Genomic DNA, 25,497 nt, shown 5'->3' on the forward strand with positions numbered 1-25,497 from the left:
CTGATAAAGAATTTAGTTTGACATTGTGCTGTCGTTCGTGCCGAAAAAACCTTTCGGCCGAAAGCAAGTTTGTAACGCCGCACTGTTGACGCAATATGCGGCGTTGCTCGGAAAGAATACAAAACGTATACCATTCCGGCCCGGCAGGCCGTTCTTTCGGCTGTTTCGGCCTATAGGGGACGCATTATTTTTTGACCCAGACGGCCAGTTTTCCTCCGTGTACCCTGAAGAGGGCCTTGCCGTCGTCTCCGATGACTATTTCGTCGTCGTAGCTTCCCGTGATCTCGTGCCACGTCTCATTGGCATGCGTTACGCCTACGGACATCACCTTTTCGCCGTCTTCGCCGTTGGAGAGCAGCAGCGCAAGTCCCGAATCCGGATGCTGCTCGTCGCCTGCGCGGGTGAACCCCACGGTGTTGGGATGGTCGAAGTAGTCGGTCTGCTCGCCGAAAGCCCGCGAGCGGCGTGCGTCGAGCAGTATGTCGAGAACGGCCCGGTGGGGCGACGCTTCGCCCTTCATGCTGTAATAGTCGCCGTAGAAGATGCAGGGGTACCCCTCCTTCATCAGCAGGATCAGGCCGTACGCCAGCGGCTTGAACCACGACTTGACCTGCGATTCGAGCGAACTGCCGCGCTGCGAGTCGTGGTTGTCCACGAACGTCACGGCGAGCGTGGGATGTTTCCGCACGAGGGTGTCGTCGAGCAGCGTCCGCAGGTCGAAATCGCGCCCCTGCTGCGAAGCGGTGAAGAGTTTGAAGTGAAGCGGCGCATCGAACAGGTCGATCTGGTGGTCCACGGCGTCGAGGTAGGCTTCCAGCGACTCGAAATCGCCGCTCCAGTATTCGCCGACGGCGTAGAACTCCTTGCCGCGCGAAGCCCGGACGCTGTGCATGAATTCGCCGATAAAGGTGTTGCGGATGTGTTTGAGCGCATCGAGACGCATGCCGTCGGCATCGAGCGTTTGGGCGATCCATGCGCCCCAGCGTTTCATCTCCTCGATCACTTCGGGATGGTCGAAATCCACGTCGTTGAAGATCAGGAAGTCGTAATTCCCGTTCTCGCCGTCTACCCCTTCGCTCCACTTCTTGCCTTCGCCTTGGATGAGGTAGATGGCCCGCTTGCCGGTCTCGTAAACCTGATCGGTTCCGGAGAAGTGGTACCAGTGCCATTTGAAGGGGGAGTACTTGTCGCCGCGCCCCGGAAAGGTATATCCGGTCCAGCCTTCGACTTCGACGGGGGCGCCGATCACCTGCTCGCGGTTTTCGGGATCGACTTCGCAGGCCATGAACTTCTCGGTGTAGTCGGCGCCGGTTTTCTGGTTCATCACCGTGTCGATATAGACCGAAATCCCGTTGGCGTGCAGCGCCGCGATCGCCTCCTCCAGCTCTTGTCGCGTGCCGTACTTGGTGCGGACGGTGCCTTTCTGGTCGAACTCGCCCAGATCGTAGAGGTCGTAGACGGCGTATCCCTCGTCCTGCTGTTCGTCGGCTTTGTAGGCCGGCGGGATCCAGACCGAGGTGACGCCGACGTCGTGCAGGTGTCGGGCGTCCTCTTTCAACTGCGTCCACAATTTACCGTCATTGGGCAGATTCCATTCGAAATACTGCATCATTACTCCGTTTTTCATAAATATATGTATTTGATGTTTGCGGTATTTTGCTGCAAAGCGCATGCAAAACAGGAAGAACGCTCCGGCTGAAATTCCGGAGCGTTCACACCCAGCGGGCCGACGGGATATTTAGTCCTGTTCGACCGGCTGGCGGCGGGACGCCTTGGTGTCTTGCGGTTCGTACTCGCACCACCGGAGGTTCTTCTCCGGCGTCGCCTTGCGGATTTCGCCGCTGCGCTCCTTGCTGAGTTTCTTGTCCGCACTGCGCACCGAAGCTTCGGTGCGGGGTGTTCCCTGCGGTTTGAGCTGCGTGAGTCCGTCGGTTTCGAGCACCTGCTCGCGCGGGTCCTCGACATAGAGCCACTCTTCGCCCAGTCCGGTGCTTTCGCCCTCGTTCCACGGGCCGCGGGCATCCTCTCCCGTCGAATGATTGGAGTAGATGTTGCTGTAGCGGGGATCGCTCTGGAGCACTCCCGGCGGGAAGTTGGGCTGGATGGTCCCCAGCGCCGCTTCGAACTGCTGGAAGTGCGCCACTTCGCGTGTCATCAGGAAGTTGAGCGTCGCCAGCACGTCTTTGTCGTCGGTGAACTGCATCAGGTATTCGTAGACGATCTTGGCGCGCGATTCGGCGGCTATGTCCGAACGCAGATCGACCGTCAGGTCGCTGTTGGCATTGACGTAGGAGCCTTGCCACGGCACGCCGTTGCTGTCGGTGAGACGCGGACCGCCGCCCGTCAGTACGCCGAACTGCGGATTGATCGAAAAGGCCGAATGGATGAAATCGTCCTTCGAAATGCTTTCGCCGAAGACGTCGTTGCGCTCGGCCGCATCCTTCAGGTTGCCGTTGACGCCGGCGAGCAGCATCTGGATCGTGGCGCCGACGATTTCGAGGTGGCCCAGCTCTTCGGTGGCGATATCCATCAGCATGTCGTATTTGTCCGGATAGGGGTTGTGGCAGGCGAACGCCTGCACGAAATACTGCATCGCGGCTTTCAGCTCGCCGTTGCCGCCGCCGAATTGTTCGAGCAGCAGCCGCGCGAAGCGGGGATCGGGTCTTGACACCCGCGCTTTGAACTGGAGTTCTTTGGAATGGTAAAACATATATTCGCTGTATTAAGTTGAACATGCCGGAAGCCGGCCTGACTATTGTTTCTGCTTGAGACTCTCCTCGTTCATGCGGCTTCCGATGCTCTGTTCCCGGTCGGAGCCCTTCTCCTCCCAGTACGAGCCTTTCTTCGAGCCGTATTGCTCCTTGTTGTCCGGCTGTGGCCGGTAGCTGCTGCCTTCGGTGCCGCCTGCGTGCATGCCGCTGTTGTCGCGGTTGTGGCTCCGGCTGTCGAGGTCGTTCGTATTGCCGTTTTGCATCGGGGCGCTCTGCGTATCGTTTTGCTGTTCACGGCTTTCGCCGTGCATCTGGTTTGTCTTGTCCATAATCGTGATTTTTAAATGATTCGGTTTAATCTGTCCGTCCCGGATTCGGGGCGGTCGTGACCTTCGGTCTTGACGATCTTGTTGTAAAGGCCCATGATCAGCAGCGGGGCGGCCCACTGGCCGACGAGCAGCGCTGCGGATTTACGGCCGCGGAACATCATGCAGGCCGAGACCGCCAATGCGCCCAGACCGGCGCTCAGGTAGACCATCGAGGGAATTTTGGAGGTCTTTTTTTCTACGGCAACGGTAACCTTGCCTTCTTGTGATTTGTCGTTTGTCATGATTGTACGGGTTTAAAAACCGGAGCAGTTTCCTGCTCCGGCCGCAATTAACACACACGACGATCCTTAGTAGATCGTTATCTTGACGATTCCGTCGACGGCGGGAACCGGGTAGGTGTCGCCGACTGCGCTGATGGCCTTGTCTTCGGGCATCAGCGTTCCGCCGAATACGGACTGGGCATTGCCGGCGCCGGGATACTGGCTTACGGCCGTACCGTCGTCGAGCAGGACGGTCTTGCTCGTTATGTCGCCTTTGGTCAGTGCGTTAAGCTCAGGACCGTTGGCGAAGAACCAGTCGTTCGAATAGCCGAACATCGTTGCGAACGCTACCTTTTCGTTGGCTGCGGCCTCATAGGTGCATTCCATGCTCTCGCCCGGCAGGGCGGTCTTCGTAATCGTGTAGATCTTGCGCACCTGCGGGACTTTTTCGAGCGAAGCTTTCAGCTGTCCCGGATCGCCGCGCTGTGCGAGAGCCGCCAGACCGAGCTGTGCGTCTTTCTGTCCCAGCTGATAGATCGGGTTGGTGTTGCCCGTGTAGACTACTACGATGGCGCCGTGCAGCGTGGTGATGATTCCCGTCTGATCGGCTACGAGCGACTTCAGGGGATCGACGTTGCCCGCTTCGGCCAGTTTGGTCAGCTCCACGCCCGATTTCTGATCGACGTTGAAGAACGGCTTCTCCATCACCAGCTTGCCGTCGAGCATGTTCGATACGACGAATACGCCGCCGGAGAACGGAGTCTCGTTCGAGGTGCCGTTAGAGATGTTGGAGATCGTGCAGGTGAACAGCGACTGTACGGCGTCGAAAGTCAGACTTACCTGAAGCAGGCTCGAAGCCGCCGGGTAGGTGTGACCCTCCGTGTCCGTACCGTTCACCTCGCTCACTACGCCGGCCTGAGCTACGCCCGGATGGTTGACGTTGGGGCCGGGCTGTTCGTTGACGCGGGTTCCGTTGTCCCAGAGTTTCACGGCATTGGCTATGACGCCGGTATAGGGGACGCCCGCATCGTTGAAGAGTGCGATGCCCGGATTCTCAGGGGCGAAGAACAGGTCGTTGGAATAGGAATACATCGTGGCGAACATCAGCCGCTGTCCTTTGGCCGCATGGAATGTGAACGAGGTCGTCGCACCGGGAGCGACGGCGGCGAACGTGCCGCTCTGAACGTAATTCTTCGTCGGGATTACGTTTTCGAACTTGATCGTCGGCTTCGTGCCGGGGGCGCTGTTGTCGTCATCGTCGTCACAGGCCGTAAAGGCGAATCCTGCGAAAAGCAAAGCCGCAGCGAATGCGGTGAAAAAGTACTTTTTTTTCATAGTTGATAGAATGATTAATTAAGTTAATACTCGGTTAAACCGTTATTGCCATTTATATTAAGGTATATGCTCGTATTTGTTGTCCGGCACCCTTTTCGATGCAGTTGCGTGCATCATTTATGCCATGAAAAATACTTTTGGATGGATTGAAAAAACGGGAGGATGGATATTCCTGCAAAACACGCAGTAAGGGGTGGATGGATTTTTTTCGGGTTTTCGGACCCTGAGGTAGAAGCTTCTTCCTGCGGAGGTTCGGTCGCTGTTCGGCAGATTTTTTGCGGACCCCGGAGTGTAGGCCCGCCACTCCCCGGCCGGGGAGTGGCGGGTGAAATAACCACACAAACGGGACTGCGATGACAAAAAACCTTTTGACCCTGCAACGGGACGAGACTACCTTGTGCGAAGTTTACCGCCGGCTGGCCGGACTGGAAAAGGATCCGGTCCGCCGACGGACGCTGCTGCGTATCATGCAGGACGAAAGACGGCATTGCGAGGTCCTCAGAAGCCGTACGGGCCGTACGGTGACTCCCGATCCCAAACGTGTTTTGTGGTATGTGGGCATGGTCAGGGTGCTGGGACGGGCTTTCGTGGTCCGGCAGATGGAGCAGTGTGAGAAAGGCACGGCGGCAAGCTATTCGCGCTATCCCGAACGCGAGGAGTTCGTGCGGATAGCTTCGGAGGAGAGACGTCACGGGGAGAAGCTGACGACGCTGGCCGGCGGGATGCGATTGTGCTACATAAGTTCGGTCGTGCTGGGGTTGAATGATGCTTTGGTCGAGTTCACGGGCGCGCTGGCCGGATTCACGCTGGCGCTGAACGAGCCGCGGCTCGTGGCGCTTACGGGCGGCATCACGGGCATTGCCGCGGCCCTTTCGATGGCGGCTTCCGAGTACCTTGCGACCAAGTCGGAAAAGGGCCGGGAGAAGCATCCGCTTCGGGCTGCGGTCTGCACCGGGGTCACCTATCTGGTGACGGTCGCCATACTGATACTTCCCTATCTGCTCTTTTCGAGTGCGCTTGCCGCGCTGGGAGTCATGCTTCTGGCGGCCCTTACCGTGATCGCCCTGTTCAATTACTATTACGCCGTGGTCCGGTGCGAGAGTTTCAGACGGCGTTTTTTCGAAATGGCCCTGCTGAGTTTCGGCATCGCCGGAATCAGCTTCCTGATCGGCTATATCCTCAAACTGTTTACGGGTGCGGACGTATGAGGCGGCCCCGCAGTCCGTTCGTGCTGTCCGGCAGGCCGGATCCGGACATGCGGCGGCTTGGGCGTCCCCTGAAAAAAACTGATTCTCAGCATGAAAAATATTTTTCGAACAATTTCAACCTCAATGGAATACCATTTGCAGGTATTCCGGTATCATTCATCACTTAAATTCTTTATATTATGAAAAAAATTCTTTTACTCGTCGCGGCTGCGGTATTTGCTTTTGCCGTAAGCGCTGCTCCCCAGAAGGTGGATTTCGGTAAACTGCCGAAGAACTCGCAGGAATTCATTCAGAAAAATTTCCCCGGCGAAAAGGTGAAGGCCGTGGAGATGGACCGCGAGGCGTCGTGGGACAAGTACACTGTCTACTTCAACAGCGGCAACCAAGTCTCTTTCGAGGGCGGCAGCGGCGATTGCTCGCAGATCATCATGAAGAACGGTTCGGTTCCCATGTCGGTGATTCCCGCCAAGATCAAGACCTATGCAGGCAACAACTATGCGGGGCAGCGGATCGTCATGATGGAGACGACCGCCGACGGCTACAAGGTGGCCCTCGCGGACAAGACGGTACTCGATTTCGATAAGGACGGCAACTTTACGAAAGCTACGAAATAGTTTTTGCCGTATGAAAAGCGCAGGGGGCGACCGTCGTCATGCTCCCTGCGTTTTTATGTCTCGAACGGGCCGTGCAGGCCCGAATTGTAATTCTGTCATGCCATGTGTTATCATATTTTCCTCGCTGCCGGGCCTGAGGAGCTTGCCCGGCATTTCGGCCGGAAGGCCGATCTGATCCGTAATCTCCGTCCGCCCTTGCGTGCCTGCGCGTTTTCGCATCTCCCCTATCCGGTCCTGATCGGGGACGAGCAGATCCGGTATTCCCGGTGGGGGCTGATTCCCTATTGGCTGCGCAGACCGGAGGATGTCGTGACGGTCCGCAACCAGACGGTCAACGCCCGTGCGGAAACCATTTTCGAAAACGCGTCGTTCCGGGTTCCGATCCGTCAGAGACGGTGTCTGGTTCCCGTGAGCGGATTCTACGGGTGGCGCCATGAACAGCATCGTAAGATCCCCTTGTACGTGACCCTGAAGGAGCGTCCTCTCTTCTCATTGGCCGGGATTTACGATCGCTGGTACTGCCGTGCGACCGCTGCGTGGACGACGACATTCTCGATAATCACTACCGAAGCCAATCCGTTGATGCGCTACGTCAACAACGCCAACGGCCGGATGCCCGTCATTCTCCGTCCCGACGATGAGAGCCGCTGGCTCACTCCCGCGCTGTCCGATGCGCAGATCGTCGCCCTGCTCAAACCTTATCCGGAGCAGGAGCTGCACAGCGAACCCGTGCGGTGCGACTTCATGCACGAAGTCGCTGCCGATCCGGGCATACTCGTACCGGCTTAGACGGGCGCAGCAGAAAAGGGAAGTCCGAAGACTTCCCTTTTCTGCTGCCGGGACTGCCGGGTCATACTTTCTCCTTGATCCGGTTCGCCGCCTGCGTCGCCGTCTCTTTTACCTTGTGGGCGGCTTTGGTCATGCCCTCTTTGGTGGCATTCTTGACTTTCGTGCCGGCCTCTTCGATTTTGCCGGCCATCTTGTGAACGCCCGTTCGGGCTTCGTTCTTTGCTTCGATGGCCGCCTCTTCGGCGTCATCCTTCAGCTTCTGCATGTTTTCCTGCAGGTTGTGTCTGGCCTTCTGGCCGTGTTCTTCTACCTTGTGAACCGCTTTTTCGGCATGCTCCCGGTAGGTTTCGTTCTCTTTTGTCGAATACTTTTCCATAATTACATCGTTTTAGCGGGTTTGTGCCGTGTGAACAGCGATACGATCCACAGCAGGACGATGGCGCCGATGATCGACGAGAGGAAAGTTCCCCATGTGCCCGTCGGAACCCATCCGAACAAAGAAACGAGCCAGCCGCCCAGAATGCCGCCGATCAGACCGACGATCAGATTGACCAGCAATCCGGAGCCGCTGCCCTTGAAAATCAGGCTGGCGATCCATCCGGCCGCCAAGCCGATGAGTAAATACCATAAGAAATACATAATTTTTATAATTTTGGTTGACAGTCAATGTAATACAAAATTTGTACCCCGGAGGATGAACTTCCGGGAAATTATTCGCAGTATGCGATAAGCGCCGAGGAGGGGGCCATGCGGACGACCTCTCCGGAGAGACGCTCGCGGCTGTCGGGATCGATCCGGCCGTCGCGGCAGACCACGATCCGCTCCGCTTCGGGAATCCGGAATTCGGCCGGATGGCGGTTGCCGTTGTAGGCCACCAGTATCTCTTTCCACGCATCGCCGTTGGCGTGTTCGCCCAAAGTATAGGCGATCACGCCCGAATCGCCCGTGTCGAGGAACCGGAGCCACTGCCGCAGCCCTTCGGCCGTCGGGATGCGGAACGCCGGATGCGCTTTGCGCAGGGCGATCAGTTGCCGGATGTAGTCGAACAGCCCGCGGTGTTCGGCTTTCAGCGCCCAGTCGATTTGGTTGACGGCATCGGGCGAGCGGAAGCTGTTCGGTTCGCCCTGCTTGTCCTGCATCATCTCCTCGCCGGCGCGGATAAAGGGAATACCCTGCGCCGTGAGCAGGATGGTGTGTATCAGTTTGTCGATCGGGAGCAGCTCCTCTTCTGCCCGGTCGCCCGTGACGGAGAGCCGCAGTTTGTCGATGACCGTGTAACCGTCGTGGCTGGCGACGAAGTTGACCGCTTGGGACGGGGCGGCCGCGTAGGGCACGGAGCTGTATAGCAGTCCGTTGTAATCTACCTGAGGATGCTGCGTGGCGCCGACGATCCCGAATTTTACGGGTTCGTAGTGTCCGCCGATATTTCCGGAAGCGTATCCGCAGGCGTGTTCGTCGAACGTGCTGCCCCGCACGGCGTCGCGGAAGTCGTCGCAGAAAACGGCGATGCCCTCCATCTGTCCGACGTGGTCCCGCACGGCGCGTTTTTCCGGCGGCAGGGGAGAGTCGGCCGCAAGCCACCCCTCGCCGTAGATGAAGATGGTCGGGTCGATTTTCGACAGCTCCTCCCGGATGCGGTTCATCGTCTCGATGTCGTGTATGCCCATCAGGTCGAACCGGAAGCCGTCGATATGGTACTCCTTCGCCCAGAATTTGACGGACTCGACGATGTAGTGCCGCACCATCGCGCGCTCCGAAGCCGTTTCGTTGCCGCAGCCGGAGGCGTCGGAATAGGAGCCGTCGGCGTTGTGGCGGTAAAAGTAGCCGGGGACGGTAAGGTTGAAATTCGAATGCTCCACCGAGGCCGTGTGGTTGTAGACCACGTCGAGAACGATGCGCATGCCGTTCCGGTGCAGGCTTTGCACCATTTGCTTGAACTCCCGGATGCGTGCCGCGGGGTCGGCCGGATCGGTGGAGTAACTGCCTTCCGGAACGTTGTAGTTCTTCGGGTCGTATCCCCAGTTGTAGGTCTTGTCGTTCAGTCGGGCTTCGTCCACGGTCGCGTAATCGAAGGAGGGCAGGATGTGTATGTGCGTTACGCCCAGCTCTTTGAGGTGGTCCAGTCCCGACGCCTCCCCTTGGGGTGTCTTGGTGCCGGTTTCGGTCAGGGCGAGGAATTTGCCTTTGTTTTCGATCCCGGAATCGGGGGCGACGCTGAAGTCGCGGTGGTGCAGTTCGTAGAGAATGATGTCGGAATACATTTTCAGTTCGGGCGCACGGTCCGCCTCCCAGCCTTCGGGATCGGTCTCGCGCAGGTCGATTACGGCCGCCCGGTCGCCGTTTACGCCGACCGCCTTGGCCCAGATGCCGGGCGTTTCGTCCAGCCATTTCCCCTCTTTCTCGATCTGGAAGGTATAGAAAGTCCCTTTCAGATCGCGCTCCGCGGCGACGCGCCATGTCCCGTCGTCGGAGGGCCGCATCTCCAGCCGCTCCTCCGGTTCCCCGCCTTCGCCCGAAGCGTAGAGGTTCAGCCGGACCTTGTCGGCCGTGGGCGCCCAAAGTGTAAAGACGGAACGCTGGGGAGTGTACGCCAGCTCCAGATCGCTCCCGTAATAACAGGGATATTTGTCGAACGCATCCGGCTGGCCGGTCGCGGGACGGTTTTGCTGAGTCGTCATGGGATGTTTTTTAGGAGTTCTGAATTTGCGTACCGTCTGCGGCTGCCGGTTCGCCGCCGGCTTTTTCCGCGTCGTCCTGATGCACGAGCAGCGTGCGTGTGGGGAAGGCGAATGTGAGTCCCGCTTTGGCGAAGGAGTCGAGGATCTCCAGATTCACGTCCGATGTCGTTTTCAGGACGTCGCCCTGCTTCTCGATGTAGTAGTAGAACGTGACGACCAGCGCCGAGTCGGTGTAGTCCGAGAAGTAGGCCGTGACGTCCGACGGATTTCCGGAAACGTCCTTGATTTTCGCGGGGATGGCCCGCAGTATCTCCAGCGCCTGTTTCATCTTTTCGGCTCCCGTGTCGTAGGTCAGCCCCAGCTTCACCATGGCCCGCCGCATCGGCTCCGAGGAGATGTTGACGATGGAGGCGTCCGTGATCTTGTAGTTCGGATAGCTCGTGATGCGCCGGTCGTAGCCCAGTATCCGCGTGCTGCGCATGCCCACGTCGATCACGGTTCCCTCCAGTCCGTTCACGTTGATCGTGTCGCCGATGCCGAAAGGCTTGTCCGTAAAGATGGTGAATGCGCCGAAGATGTTCTTCACCGTGTCCTGCGCGGCCAGCGCGAAGGCGATGCCGCCGATGCCCAGCGTACCCCACAACGCATTGATGTCGACACCCACGTTGCTCAGGGCCGTTACCAGACCGATGATCCAGATCAGGACCAGAATCGTCCGCCTGACCACCGGCATCATTTTCACCGCATGGCCGTCCGACCTTTGTCCCCAGTACTGCTGGAGCAGGGCCGTGGAGAGACGTGCGAGGACCCACGTTATGTCCAGTATGATCAGTATGCGGTAGGCGTTGTCTACGTACTTCACCAACTGGTCGGGATAGACCAGCCGGTGAATGGCGATCCAGATGCCCAGCAGCATCACGGCGAATTTCAGGGGCGCTTCGAGGGAGTAGTAGATGATGTCGTCCACCCGGTTGTTCGTGCGGGCGATAAACGGCTTTATGACCTTCCTGCCCAGCAGGGAGAGCAGTTTTACGACGACGAACGCCCCTATTACGATGAGTATGGAAACGACCCATGTCTGGACCGTATTTCCCCAAATTTCATATTCCAACATTTTTCGATCGGTTTTAAATTATCTGTTCAATTTGTTATTTATGTCTCCTCTTTTGCCATCCGGATTTTTACAATGGCGCATGCCGCGAGGTTTTTTTCTTATCCGGAGATTCAATTTTTATGCCTTTGGAGACAAATTTGCACGATTTCGGAATGAAAATCTGGTTGAGGATGAGGATGATAATTCATAAATCGAGGAAGAAGGCGGTGTGTATCACCGTCGCAGGGCTGCTTGCGGGCATCGCCGGCGGACTTGTTCTGTACTATGTCCGCGACGTCGTTCTGGGGTGGTGTTTCGTGATAACGGCGGGCTTCGCCCTGTTGTACGGCATGGGATCGCTGTTCGAACGCCGCCCCTATATCGTCCTGACCGAATACGGCATCACCGAACCGTTCGCGATCCGCGAGCAGATCGAGTGGGATGCCGTCCTTTACGCGGACGACTTCTATTTCCGGGGCCAGTACTGGGTCCGGCTGCTGCTCGGCCGCGACTACAAGCCGCAGCTCATAAGGCCGGCTTGGTTCTGGCGGTTCGACCGTCTCTACGAGTCGAAAGGCGTCAAGGCGGTTTATATCCGTACGATGGGACTGGAGGTCGATTCGATGCGGCTGGCCGCACTGATCCGCAGGATGAAAGAGGCGGATATGTCCGAGAGGATCGGACTGCTCAGGGAATTCCGTTCGGAGTGACGCGGAATCCGGTGTACTTTTTCAGCCGATTTTCAGGTACACCGAATAGGCCACCGCCGACCTGCGTTACATTGCTTTTTAATGCCTGTGGACTAAATACACAAAACCCTGCAAATGTGTGATTTGCAGGGTTTTGCTGTTTTATTCGTTGTATTTCTGCGGAGAGAGAGGGATTCGAACCCCCGGTACAGTTGCCCGTACACCGCATTTCGAGTGCGGCCCGATCGACCACTCCGGCATCTCTCCAATCTCCCGGACGAAAAACCTTTCGTTTGGGACTGCAAATATAGACATATTTTTTATTTCTCGGCATTTTCGTGCGAAAAAAAATTCAGTCCGCAGGAAAAAATGCGGCTATAGCGGTTCGTTTTGATGCTTTTGCCAAATAATTTCTATCTTTGTATCAGGCGGACAAGTGCAGTATTGCTGCGCTCCGGCCGTTTATATGGTGAAAACGATACTAAAAGCGGTATGGTTTTCGTTTATTGGAAAAGAACTAACGCAAACACCATGTGCGCTATGAAAAAGTTGAATATTTTAATTGGAACCCTTATCCTGTCTGCAGGATTGGCCGGCTGTTCGTCGAGCTACTATGCGTCGTCGGGGTATGCCAACGACGATTTGTATGCTCTGCACGATAAAACGGCCATCGCCCGCAAGCAGCAGGCCGCTGCCGAAGCCCGCAAGGCCGAGGCCGAGGCGCGCCGCGCCGAGTGGGAGGCGAAGATCGCCGAAGCGCAGGCTTTGGCTGCGGAGAACGGTTATTACGACGAGTCGAGTTCGAACCCTTACAACGATATTCTGGCCGATACGTACGAGAGTGCCTATGCGCGCCGTCTGAGGGGATTCGAGTCGCCGACCTACCGGATGCCGTCGAGTTACTACAACTTCCGCTACGGCAGTTCGTTCACCTATGCCACGGCGTATGATCCGGCTTTCTACAACATCATCATTTCCGGCGACGAGGTCTGGGTCGAACCCAAATACATAACCTCGATGTTCGGAACATGGGGCGGCACGCCTTACGGCGGCTGGTATTTCGGCTGGAACTACTCGCCCTCGTGGTGGGGCTATCCCAGCTACGCATGGGGCGGCTGGAACTGGGGCTTCGGCTTCACTTGGTATGATCCGTGGTGGGGTCCCGGATGGCATCCCTACTGGGGACCCGGTTGGGGGCCCGGATGGGGCGGCGGCTGGCATGGACATCACCATGCGGGATACAGGCCCCGCGACTATTACGGCAATCCCGGCGGACGCGGCAGGAGCTACACTCCCGGCCGAAGCACTTCGGGGGCGCGGTACGGCAACGGAGGTTATGCCGGCGGTTCGCGCGGCGGCCGCAACGGCTCCTACAGCACCAGCTACGGCAGCCGCAACGGCGACAGTCCGTTCAGCAGCGGCTCGCGCGGCAGCAGTTACAACAACCGGGGCAGCAGTTACAATAACCGCGGTAACAGCTATAACAGCGGTTCGCGGGGCGATTTCAACAGCGGCTCGCGGAATGACTTCAACAGCGGTTCGCGCGGCAGCAGCTACAACGACCGCGGCAGTTCGGGCAGCGGCAGCAGCTTCAACAGCGGCGGTTCGCGGGGCGGCAGCTCCGGCGGCGGTTACAGCGGCGGCGGCTCGCGCGGTGGCAGTTCGGGCGGCGGAGGACGCGGTTATGGCAGTCGGTAGCAACTAAAACGGAGAGAATTATGAAAAGCATGAAAATAGTGGCATTGTGCGCGGCCTTCGTTGCTGCGGCGCCTTTGCAGGCGCAAAATACGGGTCTCGAATTCGGCGGTTCGGTGCTGAACCACGACATGTTGTGGGCTACCGATCTGGCGCAGCTTTCGCAGACGCACGTTTTCGGCACGGCCCGCGTGATGGGTATGGGCGGGGCTTTCACCTCGCTGGGCGCCGACTTGTCGTCGATGTCGCTCAACCCGGCGGGGCTGGGCATGTACCGCCGCAACGAGATTTCGCTCACGCCGCTCGTGCCCATGGCGAAGGCATCGACCGCGGGAACGGCTTCGTGGAAGGGAAACAGCAAATCGCAGTTCGCATTCGCTAACGTGGGCGTCGCCCTGAACGTCTTCGAGAGTTCGAGAAGTTCCCTGACCAGCCTGACGCTCGGTATCGGCATGAACCGCATCGCGGATTTCAACAGCCGCTACTCGTTTTCGTCGGAATCGCGCTACGATCCCGACCGGCCCGACCGGCTGATGCCGACGATCGCCGATATCTTTTCGCAGCAGATGAATAATTTCGGCGTAAGGCCCGACCGCGAGGCCGAGGGCGGAGGCCCGAACGGACCGGTTCCCGTCGATGCGTGGAATCCCAATGTCTGGCCGGCCATATTGGCCTACGACGCCTATATGCTGGGGAACTACGGAACGGTGAAGGACCCGATCTGGGCGGTGGAGCGTATCGGCCGCAACGCTTCGGTGCTGCATTCGATGGATGTGGTGAATTCGGGTTCGATCAACGAGTTCACGATTTCGATGGGCGGCAATATCAACAATATCCTCTACTTCGGCGCGTCGATCGGCATTCAGAGTGTACATAAGAAATTGGGCGTGACCTATCAGGAGGAATACGGCTATTTCAACACGGACGGCATCGGACACGACGGCAGCGGCAATGCGCTCGCCGAGCAGCTCGACGTGATGAATCTCTATCAGGAGATGGAGATGAACGGCAGCGGCGTGAATTTCAAGCTGGGCTTCACCGCACGGCCCCTGACCGGCCTGCGTGTCGGCGTGGCTTTCCATACGCCGACCTACTATTCGCTCGACTACTCCTATCGGGCCGATATCTTTTCGGATATCAGGAATAATGCCGACAACAAGGTGGCTACGGTGGGAAACGCCACGCCACGGGCCAACAACAGCGGCGGCAACAGCTGGGATTTCACCTCGCCGGCACGCCTGATGTTCGGCGCTTCGTATACGTTCGGCACTTTCGCCATCGTGTCGATCGATTACGAGCGCGACTGGTACAACGGGATCCGCGTGAAGAACGTTCCGCAGTATAACTACTTCTCCGAAGAGGACTACAAGGCGGAGTTCAAGCATAATTTCCAAGGCACGAACTCGATCCGTGCGGGCGTCGAGGTCAAGCCGCTGCCGATTCTGGCCCTGCGCGTGGGCGGCGGTTATACCGATTCGATGCTCAAGGAGCGGGATTTCTATGTGAACGACGCCTATACCAGCATGCCGACGACCTATGAGAGCTACTATTTCTCGGCCGGCGCCGGCGTGAACCTCGGACGCAACACGACGCTGGAGCTGGCCTATCAGTATGTCACCAACAAGCAGACGCAGTACCAGCTCTTCTTCAGCAGGCCCGAAAACGGCGGCGACATGGAGACGTGGAGCGGTCTGTACGACACCTCTCTGAAACGTCACTATCTGGCCGCGACGCTCAGCTTCCGTTTCTGATGCGGCCGTTTCGTCAATATAAAGGTCCGTCCCGGTGACGGACCTTTATTTTTTTATTATATTTGCAGGCTGAAACAAAATCAAAAATAAAGATATATGGCAAAGGAACTCAAGGACCTCACCAAGTCGGACGAGAACTACTCGCAGTGGTACAACGATCTGGTCGTGAAGGCGGGGCTGGCCGAGAATTCGGCCGTACGCGGTTGTATGGTCATCAAACCCTATGGCTATGCCATCTGGGAGAAGATGCACGACGCGCTGGACAAGATGTTTAAGGATACGGGGCATCAGAACGCCTATTTCCCGCTGTTCATCCCCAAATCGTTCTTCTCGAAAGAGGCCCACCACGTCGAGGGCTTTGCCAAGGAGTGCGCCGTGGTGACGCACTACCGTCTGAAGAACGATCCCGAAGGCAAGGGCGTTGTCGTCGATCCCGACGCCAAGCTCGAAGAGGAGCTGATCGTGCGTCCGACCTCGGAGACCATTATCTGGAATACCTATAAGAACTGGATTCAGTCGTACCGCGACCTGCCGATCTTGTGCAACCAGTGGGCGAACGTCGTGCGCTGGGAGATGCGTACGCGCCTGTTCCTGCGCACCGCCGAATTCCTGTGGCAGGAGGGCCACACGGCGCACGCCACGCGCGAGGAGGCTGTCGAGGAGGCCGAAAAGATGATTCATGTCTACCAACGGTTCGCCGAAGAGTGGATGTCGCTGCCGGTGGTGGTGGGCCACAAGTCGCCCAACGAGCGTTTCGCCGGAGCCGAAGATACGCTTACGATCGAGGCGCTGATGCAGGACGGCAAGGCGCTGCAGAGCGGCACGTCGCACTTCCTCGGCCAGAATTTCGCCAAGGCGTTCGACGTGCAGTACGTCAACAAGGAGGGCAAGCTCGAATACGTGTGGGCTACCTCGTGGGGCGTTTCGACCCGTCTGATGGGCGCGCTTATCATGGCGCATTCGGACAACAACGGTCTGGTGCTGCCGCCGAAACTGGCGCCGATTCAGGTGGTGATGATTCCCATCTACAAGGGCGACGACCAGCTGGCCGAGATCCGCACGCGCTTCGAGGCCATTGCCGCGCAGCTCAAGGCCAAAGGCATCAGCGTGAAGATCGACGACCGCGACAACGTGCGTTCGGGCTTCAAGTTCGCCGAATACGAACTCAAGGGCGTTCCGGTGCGTCTGGCGATGGGACCTCGTGACATGGAAAACGGCACGATCGAACTCGTCCGCCGCGACACGCTCGAAAAACAGACCGTTTCGCAGGAGGGACTCGTGGAGCGTATCGAGGGCCTGATGACCGAAATTCAGGAGAACATCTACCGGAAGGCGCTCAACTACCGCGAGTCGATGATTACCAAGGTCGATACGTGGGAGGAGTTCAAGCAGGTGCTCGACGACAAGGGCGGCTTCCTGCTCGCGCACTGGGACGGCACGGTCGAGACCGAGGTGGCGATCAAGGAGGCCACGAAGGCCACGATCCGCTGCATTCCGATCGACGCGCCCGACGAGGAGGGTGTATGCGTCTTCTCCGGCAAGCCGTCGCACCGCCGCGTGCTGTTCGCCCGCAGCTATTAGTCTGCGGCGGGCGCGATGCCGCGCGATCATATGGAATATCCCCGGCGAATATCCGCCGGGGATTTTTCGGCCCGTTGTGTCGGGTGGTGCCGGCCGTGCGGGGCGCGCTTAGGGATGGGGGAAGCCGGCCGGAAAAGCGATCGCCGGTCTTGTGTTTCCGTAAATTTCACTATTTTTGTTCATTGTCGTAAAAACGTGCGTTATGTCCGGTGAGGCTGAAATCCGCAAAAAGAAAATATACCGCGTGACCTTTATCGGTTTCGCGGTCAATCTCCTGCTCGCCGGGATCAAACTCGCGGCGGGTATTCTGGGCCGAAGCGGCGCCATGGTCGCCGACGCCGTACACTCGTTCTCCGACATGGCGACCGACGTGGTGGTGATCGCCTTTGCCAAGATTTCGGCCAAACCCAAGGACGAGGGACACGACTACGGCCACGGCAAATACGAGACGCTCGCCACGATCATCATCAGCCTTGCGCTGGCTGCCGTAGGTACGGGGATTCTGGTGAACAGCATCGGTGCCATCCGCGTCGTTGTGGACGGAGGGCTGCTGCCCCGTCCCGGCACCGTGGCGCTGCTGGCCGCCGCGGTCTCCATCGTCGTCAAGGAGATTCTTTACCGCTATACGGTGCGCGAAGGCCGCCGGGTGTCGAGTCCGAGCATGATCGCCAACGCATGGCATCACCGCAGCGACGCCCTTTCGTCGCTGGGAACGCTGGCCGGCATCGGGTGCGCCTATTTTCTGGGCGATAAGTGGCGCATCGCCGACCCGATCGCGGCGCTCGTCGTGGCGGTTTTCATTTTCAAGATCGCGTTCGACCTGATTCGCACCGGACTCGACGAACTTCTGGAACGTTCGCTTCCGGAGGATGTGGAAGAGGAAATCCTGCGTGTCGTTGCGGCGAATCCCGAAGTGCGGGAGCCGCACAACCTGCGCACGCGCCGTATCGGCGCGTCGATCGCCGTCGAGGTGCATGTGCGCGTGGACGGCGCGATGAGCGTCTGCCGCTCGCACGAGCTGACCGAGGACATCGAACGCCGCCTGCGCGCCCGGTTCGGCGAAGGCACGATGATCGCCATTCATGTCGAGCCGCTCAAGGCGGCGTGCCGTGCGGAGTGATGCCGAGTGGCGGGGTGGATTCCCGCGAAAAACGGCGTGCCGGTTCACCCGCCTCTTCGACCGTTTCGCCTTGACCGCTGATTCCGAATAAAATGCCTTTCGGTGCTGTCCCGGCACGGATTTTGCTGTTTCTGCAATCCGAATAAACAGGCCGGGACATTCCCGCCGGAGTAGAAAGAAATTTGGATTTTCGGAAAAAAGTGTTTATCTTGCCGCCGATAAGGCTCCGGAGCTCCGGGTTTCCGAAAGCCCGAACGATGAAATTATCGACATACACAACTTAAAAAGGATTGCCTATCGGGAAAAGTCTACTCTTAACTACATTTAGGAGACAAGAGTATGAACGTGCAAGTATTAAGTGACCAGGTATTGCTTAATCACTACCTCTCAGGTGACCAAAGTGCCATATCCAAGCTCATCGAACGCCATAGCCGCCGTGTGCGCGACTACATCAATATGATGGTGAAGGACCGCGATGTTGCAGAAGATATCTTCCAAGAGACATTTATCAAAGCCGTGCGTGTAATCGACGACGGCCGCTATACGGACAACGGGAAGTTTCTCTCGTGGGTGCTGCGCATCGCGCACAATCAGGTGATCGACTATTTCCGCGCCCAGCGGCAGAACAAGGCCGTCACCGAAGCCGAAGCCGGATACGATGTATTGGGATCGCTGCGTTTCGCCGAGCGGAACGTGGAGGACGCCATGGTCAGCGAACAGATCGAGCGCGACGTGCGCGCTCTGGTCGAACTGCTCCCTGCCGAGCAGCGCGAGGTGGTGATGATGCGTTATTTCGCCGGTCTCAGTTTCAAGGATATCGCCGAGCAGACCGACGTGAGTATAAACACCGCGTTGGGCCGGATGCGCTATGCGCTTATCAACCTGCGGCGGATGATCAAGGAAAAAAATATGATTTTGTGCTGACCGGCACACAATATTTCCAAAGGCGCGGCGTTTAGTTAGTACAAAGCAAAATTACAAGATGCCTATGGAGGATATTGACAAAAACGAAGTTTCGGACGACGGCATCTCCGATGAAGAAGAACTTCTGCATCGGGAGGTGATTCAGGGTGATGCGGATCTTTACTACCTTCACCACTACCTCTCGGAAGTTTTTCGGAATGGGGATAATTTTTAAGGGTTAATTTTTGATGGGGAAGGGCGCCGGGAGGCGCCCTTCATTTTAAGGGATACGGCCCGTTCGCGCATCTCTTTTTTTAATTGGACGATTATGAAATTCAGCAATGTAAGATTATTGGTCAGGGACTATGAAAAGTGCTTCCGGTTTTATACCGAAAAACTCGGTTTGGAGGCGGCTTTCGATATCGAAGGCTGTTACGGCAGTTTCAAGGTGGCCGAAGGCATCGAGGGGGTGGCGATATTTACGTCCGACCTCATGGCGCCGGTCGCCGGGAACGCAGACAAGGAGCTACCGGCCGGCTGCAGGGATAAGATGATGGTATCGTTTGAAGTCGACAATGTGGACGAAGCCTTCGAAACGCTCTCTGCAAGGGGCGTGGAGTTTGTCAACCGGCCGACCGACATGCCCGGCTGGGGGATGCGGGTCGTGCATCTGAGAGACCCCGAAGAAAATCTGATCGAACTTTTTACGCCTTTGGCAGCGAACTTATGACACGCATACGAATCAAACGCGTTTACGAACCCGCCGCTCCGGACGACGGCTGCCGCGTGTTGGTCGATAAACTGTGGCCGCGCGGCGTGCGCAAGGATGCGCTGCATTACGACATGTGGGCCAAGGAGATCACGCCCAGCTCCGAACTGCGCGCATGGTACCACGCCGATCCGCAGACCCGCTGGCCGGAGTTCCGGCGCCGGTATCTCGAAGAGCTGCGCGGCTCGCAGGCCGTGCGGGAGTTTGTCCGCCGCATCGCCGGAAATGAGACCGTTACGCTGCTGTACGCATCGAAAAATGCGGCCGAGAATCATGCGCTCGTCCTGCAGGAATTTCTCGAACACGCCGTGACGGAGATCGCGCACGCCTGACCGGCGTGATGGGCGTTTCGCTCCGGCCGTTTGGTTTTGTGTTTTCGGGGCTTGTGCCGTTTCCGGTTGCATCGGTTTCGCCGCCGGGAGGGGTTGGTGTGCCGTGGTGTGGGAAAGGGGAAGCCCCTCTAAGGAGGGGCTTCCCGTGTGAACTTTTTTTTGTGTGGCAGTCGCTGTTTGGGGACGGCAGAGTTCCCGGTGCGGCGGCGGAGAACAAAAAAAGCCCCTCGGTGCGAGGGGCTTGTACGGTGAGGCAGACTTGACGGCGTACGGAAATATCAGCGGTTGCCGAGACATTGGTGCGCCCGCCGCAGCTGGATCGAAAGCGAACAGGCGGCGATGCCGGCGAAGAGCAGCGAAATGCCGACCCAGATCACGACGGCCGTGGTGCCGAATACCAGCGGCTGGAACAGAATCCACAACGAGCAGAGCACCAGCAGGATGCCGCTGAAGACGGTCCAGCCCGATCCGGGAATCTCCATGGCGTTCATGTCGCCGCCCAGACCGATGGCGCTGAATCCGCGCAGCATGAGCCAGAAACCGAGGAAAATCGGCAGCGTGGCGGCCGAAAGCGCGACGTTGAAGATCAGGATGATGCCGAGGATGATTTCGATGATGCCCCCGGCCAGCATCCAGCCGCGGCCCGTGATGAAGTGTTTGTTGGCCGACGAAAGCACGACTTCGAGAATGCCCGAAAAGAGCATCAGCCAGCCGAATACGAGCGACATGCCCAGATAACTTTGGGTGGGGTAGACGAATATCAGAATGCCCACGACGAACAGGGCGATGCCGATGATCAGGAGCAGCCACCAGTAACGTACGGCCCGCTTCGAATTTTCGATCAGTGAGGAAAAATTGTTCATAGCATATGGATTTTCCTCCCTCCGGAGCAAATTGCATACCAGAGCCGGAGCGCTCAGGTCCTGAGTATGCGTGGTAAAGGCCGTTTTTTCCGCGGGTGTCGGATGCGGGTTTCCGTGGCCGTAGGTCGGCGCCTCACTGCCGCCGCAGATGTTTCGGCAGAGATCGCTTCGGCGAAGATGTTTCGGCGCAGGCCGCTTCGCTTTGCCGTAGGTTGCTTCAGCGCGGGTTGTTTCGGCGCGGATCGCGGGCTTCCGGCGGAATGAGCCGGCGGAACCGGCATAGCCCCGTTGAAGCCGGACCCTGTCCGATGCGCTATAATCCCGTCGGATCGTCGGCCTGCGCACGCTCCGGTTGCGGAGTTTCCAGCGGAACCACCTCGCCGATTTCGGGCCGCAGGAGGTGCAGCGCGGTGTCCGCGGCCAATGCCGCCTCGGTCGCCAGCGGCTCGTCCCAGCGGTGCTTGGCAAGGGCGTATTTCGAGTGGTGGACGGTCATGATCCGCCTTGCACCCAACTCTTTTGCGGCTTTGGCCAGTTGGTCGGGCATCGTGTGGATGTATTTCCACGCTTCGTCGTACTGGCCGTTTTCGAGAACGGCGAGGTCTATGTCCGGAAACTCTTCTCCGATCTCGGCGAAATGACATCCGTATCCGCCGTCGCCGCCCATGTAGATTTTCCGCGCGGGCGTTTGCAGCAGGAACGATCCCCACAACGTCTGATTGGACGACCGCCCGCGGCCGGAGAAGTGGCGCGAGGGGAGACAGCGGACGGTGAATCCGTCGCCGAGCGTCTGTTGTTCGTGCCAGTCCAGCTCGACGATCTTCGCCGGGTCGAAGCCCCAGTACTCGAAGTGCTCGCCCACGCCCAGCGGACAGATGACCGTGCCGATGCGCTCTTTCAGCTCGCGGACCGTGCGGTAGTCGAGATGATCCCAGTGGTCGTGCGTGACGATGAGGTAGTCGATGTCGGGCATCTCTTCGGGGCGGTAGATGTCGGTGCCTTTGAACGGACGGTTGAGCATCGAGAGCGGCGCCGCGTTGCGGAAAACCGGATCGACGAGCGTCCGGCGCCCTTCGGCCTGAATCAGCTGGGACGAGTGCCCGAACCAGACCAGCAGGTTGCTTTTGGGATCGAGCGCCCGCAGGTCGGTGCGGATCGCCGGCACCGCATCGTGGGGACGCAGTCCCTCGCGCTTGCGGAAGAGGAATTCCAATATGCCGCGCAACCGGCTCTTGTCGCCCGTCATCATCGGACCGGCTTCCTGATTGCGGAACCGGCCGTCGCGGTAGTTCGGCGACTGCCGGATGCGTTCGAGCCGTTCGCCTTGGGGCAGACGCCCGAAGCTCGGCAGACGGACGATGACGAATGCGGCGGCCAGCGTCGCGAGCAGGATGCTTGAGAGTATTATCATTTTGCCTCTTTTTTGCTTGCCCGACATGATTTTTCAGGTTTGTATAGTGCAAATATACCGTTTCTTCCGAGACGGTGCGTATACGGATTACGGTTCGGGCTACCATTATTCCGGAAATGTCTCCGGCAGCGGCCGCCGATAGGTTGTTCCGGGCTGTTTTGACCGACGATTCGGCTGATTTGTTCTATTTATTATGATATAATGCCAAAGTTTTATATTTTTATGACGGATTGTTTCTGCAATGTGATGCCTTATACGTCTTACTCTGAAAAATTACCGGGACCCGGTTGCCGGATTTTATTCCGCACTCTGGTCTTGACGTTCTGTTTGTGCCTGCTCTCCGGATTCGAAGTCCGGGCGCAGTCCGCGCAACGGAAGTTCGTGGTCCGGGGCCACGTTACCGACCAGACGGGGGCGACTCTTGTCGGGGTTACCGTCGTGGAACACGGGACTTCGAACGGCGTGGCGACCCTCTCCGGAGGCGAATTCTCCATCAGCGTCGCTCCCGGCGCCGTGCTCGACGTCTCGTGCGTGGGCTATGTGCCCCGCAGTGTCCCGACCGAAAACCGCACCGGGTTGGACATCACGCTGGAGGAGGACGTGAAAGTTATCGCCGACGTGATCGTGACGGCTCTGGGACTGGAACGCAACTATGCCGACCTGACCTATTCGGCCGACAAGATCAAGGGAACGCAGCTCACGAACGTCAAGTCTTCGAACATGATTCTCTCGCTCGCGGGCAAGTCGGCCGGCGTGCAGGTGAACGAAAGCTCTTCGGGCGCGGGCGCCTCCTCCAAGGTCAGCATCCGCGGCGTCCGCTCGGTGGCCAGCGACAATCAGCCGCTGTACGTGGTCGACGGCATGCCGATTCTCAACTCCTCGCCTGAGCAGGTCTATACGGCCATCGGGGGTGTCGCCGATGCGGGCAACCGCGACGGCGGCGACGGCATCTCGAACCTCAATGCCGAGGACATCGAGAGCGTCTCGATCCTCAAGGGTGCTCCGGCGGCCGCGCTGTACGGCAGTCAGGCCGCCAACGGCGTGATCCTGATCACGATCAAGAAGGGCAGCGCCGCGAAACGGCAGCCCGTGACCTTCACTTCGAACCTTACGTTCCAAAGCCCTTTCCGCCTGCCGGACTTCCAGAACCGTTACGGGGTGAGCGGCGTCGTCGAAAGCTGGGGAGCTCGCGCCGCGATGAAGGCATACGACAACGCCGGGGATTTTTTCCGGACGGGCGCGTTACGGCGATGAACTCGCTGTCGGTCTCTTCGGGCACCGAGCAGATGCAGACCTACTTCTCCTACGCCAATACCGCCGAGCGCGGAATCACGGGCTCGAACCGCCTGATGCGGCATAACTTCAACCTGCGGGCGACGACCGGGCTGTTCCGGGACCGGATCAAGCTCGACGGCAACATCAGCTTCATGCGTCAGGTCGTGAAGGACAAACCGGTGCCGGGCGGATTCTACATGAACCCGCTGGTCGGGCTTTACCGTTTTCCGCGCGGCGTCGATATGACTCCCTACCGCGAGCATTTCGAGGTCTATGACCCGGACCGCAAACTCAGCGTGCAGAAATGGATCGCTCCGAGCGACGATTTCGAACAGAATCCCTATTGGATCACCAACCGCATCCGCAGCAAGAGCCTGCGCAACCGGGTCATGGCCTCCCTCTCCGCCGACTGGAAGGTGAACGGCTGGCTGCGCATCCGCGCCCGCGGCAACGTCGACTATATCGACGACAAGGTCCGCCAGAGGTTCTACGCCTCGACGGCTCCGGCGCTGGCCGGGAACAACGGCCGTTACATCGAAAGCGGTTATTCGGAGACCCTTTTCAACGGCGAGGTGCTGGCCCTCTTTGACAGGCGGTTCACGCCCGACTGGACGTTCAGCGCTACGGTCGGCGCCTCCCTGAACGACCGCACGGTGAATTCGCTGCGCATCGATTCGAAGACCGCGTCGCTCTATTACCCCAATGTGTTCAACGTGGCCAATATCGTCATGAACAGCTCGGCCTACGTCGACGAGCAGATCGACGCCCGCCGCCAGATACAGTCGCTCTTCGCCACGGCTTCGGTCAAATACGCCGAGAGTCTCAACCTCGAAGTCACGGGGCGCAACGACTGGGCTTCGACGCTGGCCTACACCTCGCACGAGGGCAGCGGGTTTTTCTACTGTTCGTTCGGCGCGTCGTGGGTCGTCGGCAAGATGTTCAAACTGCCCGAATGGATGTCGTTCGCCAAGGTGCGCCTGACGTGGAGCCGCGTGGGCAACGACATTCCGATGTTCATCACCAACCCGAAGGCCCACATTACGGCCGGCGGGGGCATCAACGCCGCCGATGCTGCTCCGGGCACCGACCTCAAGCCCGAAATGACCAATGCGCTCGAAGCGGGTTTCGAATGGCGTTTCTTCGGCGACCGGCTGGGAATCAACGCCACTTACTACAAGACCAACACCCACAACCAGTTCTTCAAGCTGCCGGCCCTGTCGGGCGAAGCCTATGCTTTCCGGTACGAAAATGCCGGCAACATCGAGAACGAGGGCGTCGAGGTGTCGCTGAGCGCCTATCCGGTTTACGGCAGCGGTCTGACGTGGCAGTCGGTCGTGAACTTCGCGCATAACAGGAACCGGGTGATAAAACTGCACGACGAACTGCGCGAATATGCCTACGGTCCGTCGAGTTTCTCGTCGTCCTACGCCATGAAACTGGTCGAGGGCGGGGCGATCGGCGACATCTACGGCCGGGCGTTCGAGCGCGACGCCGACGGGAATATCGTTTACGAAACCGAAGGCGATTACGCCGGTCTGCCCCGCACCGCGGGCGACGGCAATACCGTCAAGGTAGGCAATGCGAATCCCGTGTTCGCGCTGTCGTGGAGCAACACCTTCTCTTACAGGGGCGCGTCGCTGTCGCTGATGCTGGACTGCCGTTACGGGGGCCGGCTGCTGTCGCAGACCATGGCCGACATGGACTCCTACGGCGTCTCGGCCGCAACGGCCGACGCCCGCGACCGCGGTTACGTGACGCTCGAAGGGCGGCGTATCGACGACGTGAAAGGATTCTACAAGCTGGTCGGAGGACGCGCCGGCGTGACGGAATACTACATGTACGACGCCACGAATATCCGGCTGCGCGAATTGGCCGTCTCCTATGCGCTGCCGCAGAAGCTGGTCCGCCGCACGCGGGTGCTGAGCGGCGTCACCCTGTCGCTGGTCGCGCGCAACCTCTTCTTCATTTACAACGCCGCGCCGTTCGATCCCGATCTCATCCTTTCGACGGGCAACGATAATCAGGGAATCGAAGTGTACGGCATGCCCACCGTGCGCAATACAGGATTTAATATCAAACTGGAATTTTAAG

23 protein-coding genes, 1 tRNA gene and 1 pseudogene are annotated in these 25,497 nt (G+C 58.6%); 13 read left to right on the top strand and 12 right to left on the bottom strand.

Annotated features, from left to right (window positions below):
- Positions 1-184: 184 nt before the first annotated feature.
- The 5 genes from ALFI_RS08670 to ALFI_RS08690 all read right to left on the bottom strand — a co-directional run bounded on the left by ALFI_RS08670 (position 185) and on the right by ALFI_RS08690 (position 4,635).
- Positions 185-1,627: an alpha-amylase gene (locus ALFI_RS08670; RefSeq protein WP_014775518.1), complete on the bottom strand. Its 1,443-nt coding sequence runs from the start codon at positions 1,625-1,627 to the stop codon at positions 185-187.
- A 111-nt stretch (positions 1,628-1,738) separates the two neighbouring features.
- Positions 1,739-2,710, bottom strand: coding sequence for a manganese catalase family protein (locus ALFI_RS08675; protein WP_009597216.1), 972 nt, complete (start codon positions 2,708-2,710; stop codon positions 1,739-1,741).
- 42 nt (positions 2,711-2,752) lie between these two features.
- Complete coding sequence (locus ALFI_RS08680) at positions 2,753-3,040, bottom strand: hypothetical protein (RefSeq protein WP_014775519.1); 288 nt, start codon at positions 3,038-3,040, stop codon at positions 2,753-2,755.
- A gap of 11 nt (positions 3,041-3,051) precedes the next feature.
- The gene (locus ALFI_RS08685; RefSeq protein ID WP_009597172.1) at positions 3,052-3,321 is read right to left on the bottom strand and encodes a hypothetical protein; all 270 of its coding nucleotides are present in this window, start codon (positions 3,319-3,321) and stop codon (positions 3,052-3,054) included.
- Between the two features lie 66 nt (positions 3,322-3,387).
- Positions 3,388-4,635 carry a spondin domain-containing protein gene (locus tag ALFI_RS08690; RefSeq protein ID WP_009597240.1) on the bottom strand — a complete coding sequence of 416 codons (1,248 nt, stop codon included), beginning with the start codon at positions 4,633-4,635 and terminating at the stop codon, positions 3,388-3,390.
- Between the two features lie 353 nt (positions 4,636-4,988).
- Between ALFI_RS08690 and ALFI_RS08695 the strand changes: the two genes are divergently transcribed.
- The 3 genes from ALFI_RS08695 to ALFI_RS08705 all read left to right on the top strand — a co-directional run bounded on the left by ALFI_RS08695 (position 4,989) and on the right by ALFI_RS08705 (position 7,246).
- Positions 4,989-5,843, top strand: a complete 855-nt coding sequence (locus ALFI_RS08695) for a VIT1/CCC1 transporter family protein (RefSeq protein ID WP_014775520.1) — start codon at positions 4,989-4,991, stop codon at positions 5,841-5,843.
- A gap of 179 nt (positions 5,844-6,022) precedes the next feature.
- On the top strand, positions 6,023-6,457 hold the full coding sequence (locus ALFI_RS08700; RefSeq protein WP_009597208.1) for a PepSY-like domain-containing protein: 435 nt from the start codon (positions 6,023-6,025) through the stop codon (positions 6,455-6,457).
- Between the two features lie 102 nt (positions 6,458-6,559).
- Positions 6,560-7,246, top strand: coding sequence for an SOS response-associated peptidase (locus ALFI_RS08705; protein WP_014775521.1), 687 nt, complete (start codon positions 6,560-6,562; stop codon positions 7,244-7,246).
- 61 nt (positions 7,247-7,307) lie between these two features.
- Here the strand turns inward: ALFI_RS08705 and ALFI_RS08710 are convergent, their stop codons facing one another.
- The 4 genes from ALFI_RS08710 to ALFI_RS08725 all read right to left on the bottom strand — a co-directional run bounded on the left by ALFI_RS08710 (position 7,308) and on the right by ALFI_RS08725 (position 11,038).
- A complete protein-coding gene (locus ALFI_RS08710; RefSeq protein ID WP_009597230.1) occupies positions 7,308-7,622 on the bottom strand; it encodes a hypothetical protein in 315 nt (104 codons plus the stop codon).
- Between the two features lie 2 nt (positions 7,623-7,624).
- A complete protein-coding gene (locus ALFI_RS08715) occupies positions 7,625-7,885 on the bottom strand; it encodes a GlsB/YeaQ/YmgE family stress response membrane protein (protein WP_014775522.1) in 261 nt (86 codons plus the stop codon).
- Between the two features lie 71 nt (positions 7,886-7,956).
- Positions 7,957-9,924, bottom strand: coding sequence for a type I pullulanase (gene pulA / locus ALFI_RS08720; protein ID WP_014775523.1), 1,968 nt, complete (start codon positions 9,922-9,924; stop codon positions 7,957-7,959).
- Positions 9,925-9,934: 10 nt separating this feature from the next.
- Positions 9,935-11,038 carry a mechanosensitive ion channel family protein gene (locus ALFI_RS08725; RefSeq protein WP_014775524.1) on the bottom strand — a complete coding sequence of 368 codons (1,104 nt, stop codon included), beginning with the start codon at positions 11,036-11,038 and terminating at the stop codon, positions 9,935-9,937.
- A gap of 170 nt (positions 11,039-11,208) precedes the next feature.
- On the opposite strand from ALFI_RS08725, the gene ALFI_RS08730 reads away from it, so the two are divergent.
- Complete coding sequence (locus ALFI_RS08730) at positions 11,209-11,727, top strand: STM3941 family protein (protein WP_014775525.1); 519 nt, start codon at positions 11,209-11,211, stop codon at positions 11,725-11,727.
- A gap of 159 nt (positions 11,728-11,886) precedes the next feature.
- Here ALFI_RS08730 and ALFI_RS08735 read toward each other — a convergent pair.
- Positions 11,887-11,973: transfer RNA gene (locus ALFI_RS08735), tRNA-Ser, on the bottom strand.
- A gap of 273 nt (positions 11,974-12,246) precedes the next feature.
- Between ALFI_RS08735 and ALFI_RS08740 the strand changes: the two genes are divergently transcribed.
- The 8 genes from ALFI_RS08740 to ALFI_RS08770 all read left to right on the top strand — a co-directional run bounded on the left by ALFI_RS08740 (position 12,247) and on the right by ALFI_RS08770 (position 19,857).
- On the top strand, positions 12,247-13,404 hold the full coding sequence (locus ALFI_RS08740; RefSeq protein ID WP_042493471.1) for a hypothetical protein: 1,158 nt from the start codon (positions 12,247-12,249) through the stop codon (positions 13,402-13,404).
- Between the two features lie 20 nt (positions 13,405-13,424).
- Complete coding sequence (locus ALFI_RS08745) at positions 13,425-15,152, top strand: OmpP1/FadL family transporter (protein ID WP_014775527.1); 1,728 nt, start codon at positions 13,425-13,427, stop codon at positions 15,150-15,152.
- A gap of 96 nt (positions 15,153-15,248) precedes the next feature.
- Positions 15,249-16,733: a proline--tRNA ligase gene (gene proS, locus ALFI_RS08750; protein WP_009597231.1), complete on the top strand. Its 1,485-nt coding sequence runs from the start codon at positions 15,249-15,251 to the stop codon at positions 16,731-16,733.
- Between the two features lie 202 nt (positions 16,734-16,935).
- Positions 16,936-17,853, top strand: a complete 918-nt coding sequence (locus ALFI_RS08755) for a cation diffusion facilitator family transporter (RefSeq protein ID WP_014775528.1) — start codon at positions 16,936-16,938, stop codon at positions 17,851-17,853.
- A 339-nt stretch (positions 17,854-18,192) separates the two neighbouring features.
- Positions 18,193-18,777, top strand: coding sequence for an RNA polymerase sigma factor (locus tag ALFI_RS08760; protein WP_009597243.1), 585 nt, complete (start codon positions 18,193-18,195; stop codon positions 18,775-18,777).
- Between the two features lie 64 nt (positions 18,778-18,841).
- Entirely contained in the window at positions 18,842-18,991 is a 150-nt protein-coding gene (locus ALFI_RS17130) for a hypothetical protein (RefSeq protein ID WP_022043830.1), read from the top strand.
- A gap of 93 nt (positions 18,992-19,084) precedes the next feature.
- Entirely contained in the window at positions 19,085-19,486 is a 402-nt protein-coding gene (locus ALFI_RS08765; protein WP_014775529.1) for a VOC family protein, read from the top strand.
- Positions 19,483-19,857, top strand: a complete 375-nt coding sequence (locus ALFI_RS08770) for a DUF488 domain-containing protein (RefSeq protein WP_014775530.1) — start codon at positions 19,483-19,485, stop codon at positions 19,855-19,857. The genes ALFI_RS08765 and ALFI_RS08770 overlap by 4 nt, the downstream gene beginning before the upstream one ends.
- Before the next feature lie 278 nt (positions 19,858-20,135).
- Here ALFI_RS08770 and ALFI_RS08775 read toward each other — a convergent pair whose 3' ends face one another.
- The gene (locus tag ALFI_RS08775; protein ID WP_009597194.1) at positions 20,136-20,720 is read right to left on the bottom strand and encodes an HdeD family acid-resistance protein; all 585 of its coding nucleotides are present in this window, start codon (positions 20,718-20,720) and stop codon (positions 20,136-20,138) included.
- Between the two features lie 313 nt (positions 20,721-21,033).
- On the bottom strand, positions 21,034-22,158 hold the full coding sequence (locus ALFI_RS08780; RefSeq protein WP_014775531.1) for an MBL fold metallo-hydrolase: 1,125 nt from the start codon (positions 22,156-22,158) through the stop codon (positions 21,034-21,036).
- A gap of 219 nt (positions 22,159-22,377) precedes the next feature.
- On the opposite strand from ALFI_RS08780, the pseudogene ALFI_RS08785 reads away from it, so the two are divergent.
- A pseudogene (locus ALFI_RS08785) lies at positions 22,378-25,496 on the top strand (SusC/RagA family TonB-linked outer membrane protein).
- Position 25,497 lies beyond the last annotated feature (1 nt).

Source organism: Alistipes finegoldii DSM 17242 (assembly GCF_000265365.1).
Taxonomy (GTDB): Bacteria; Bacteroidota; Bacteroidia; order Bacteroidales; family Rikenellaceae; genus Alistipes; species Alistipes finegoldii.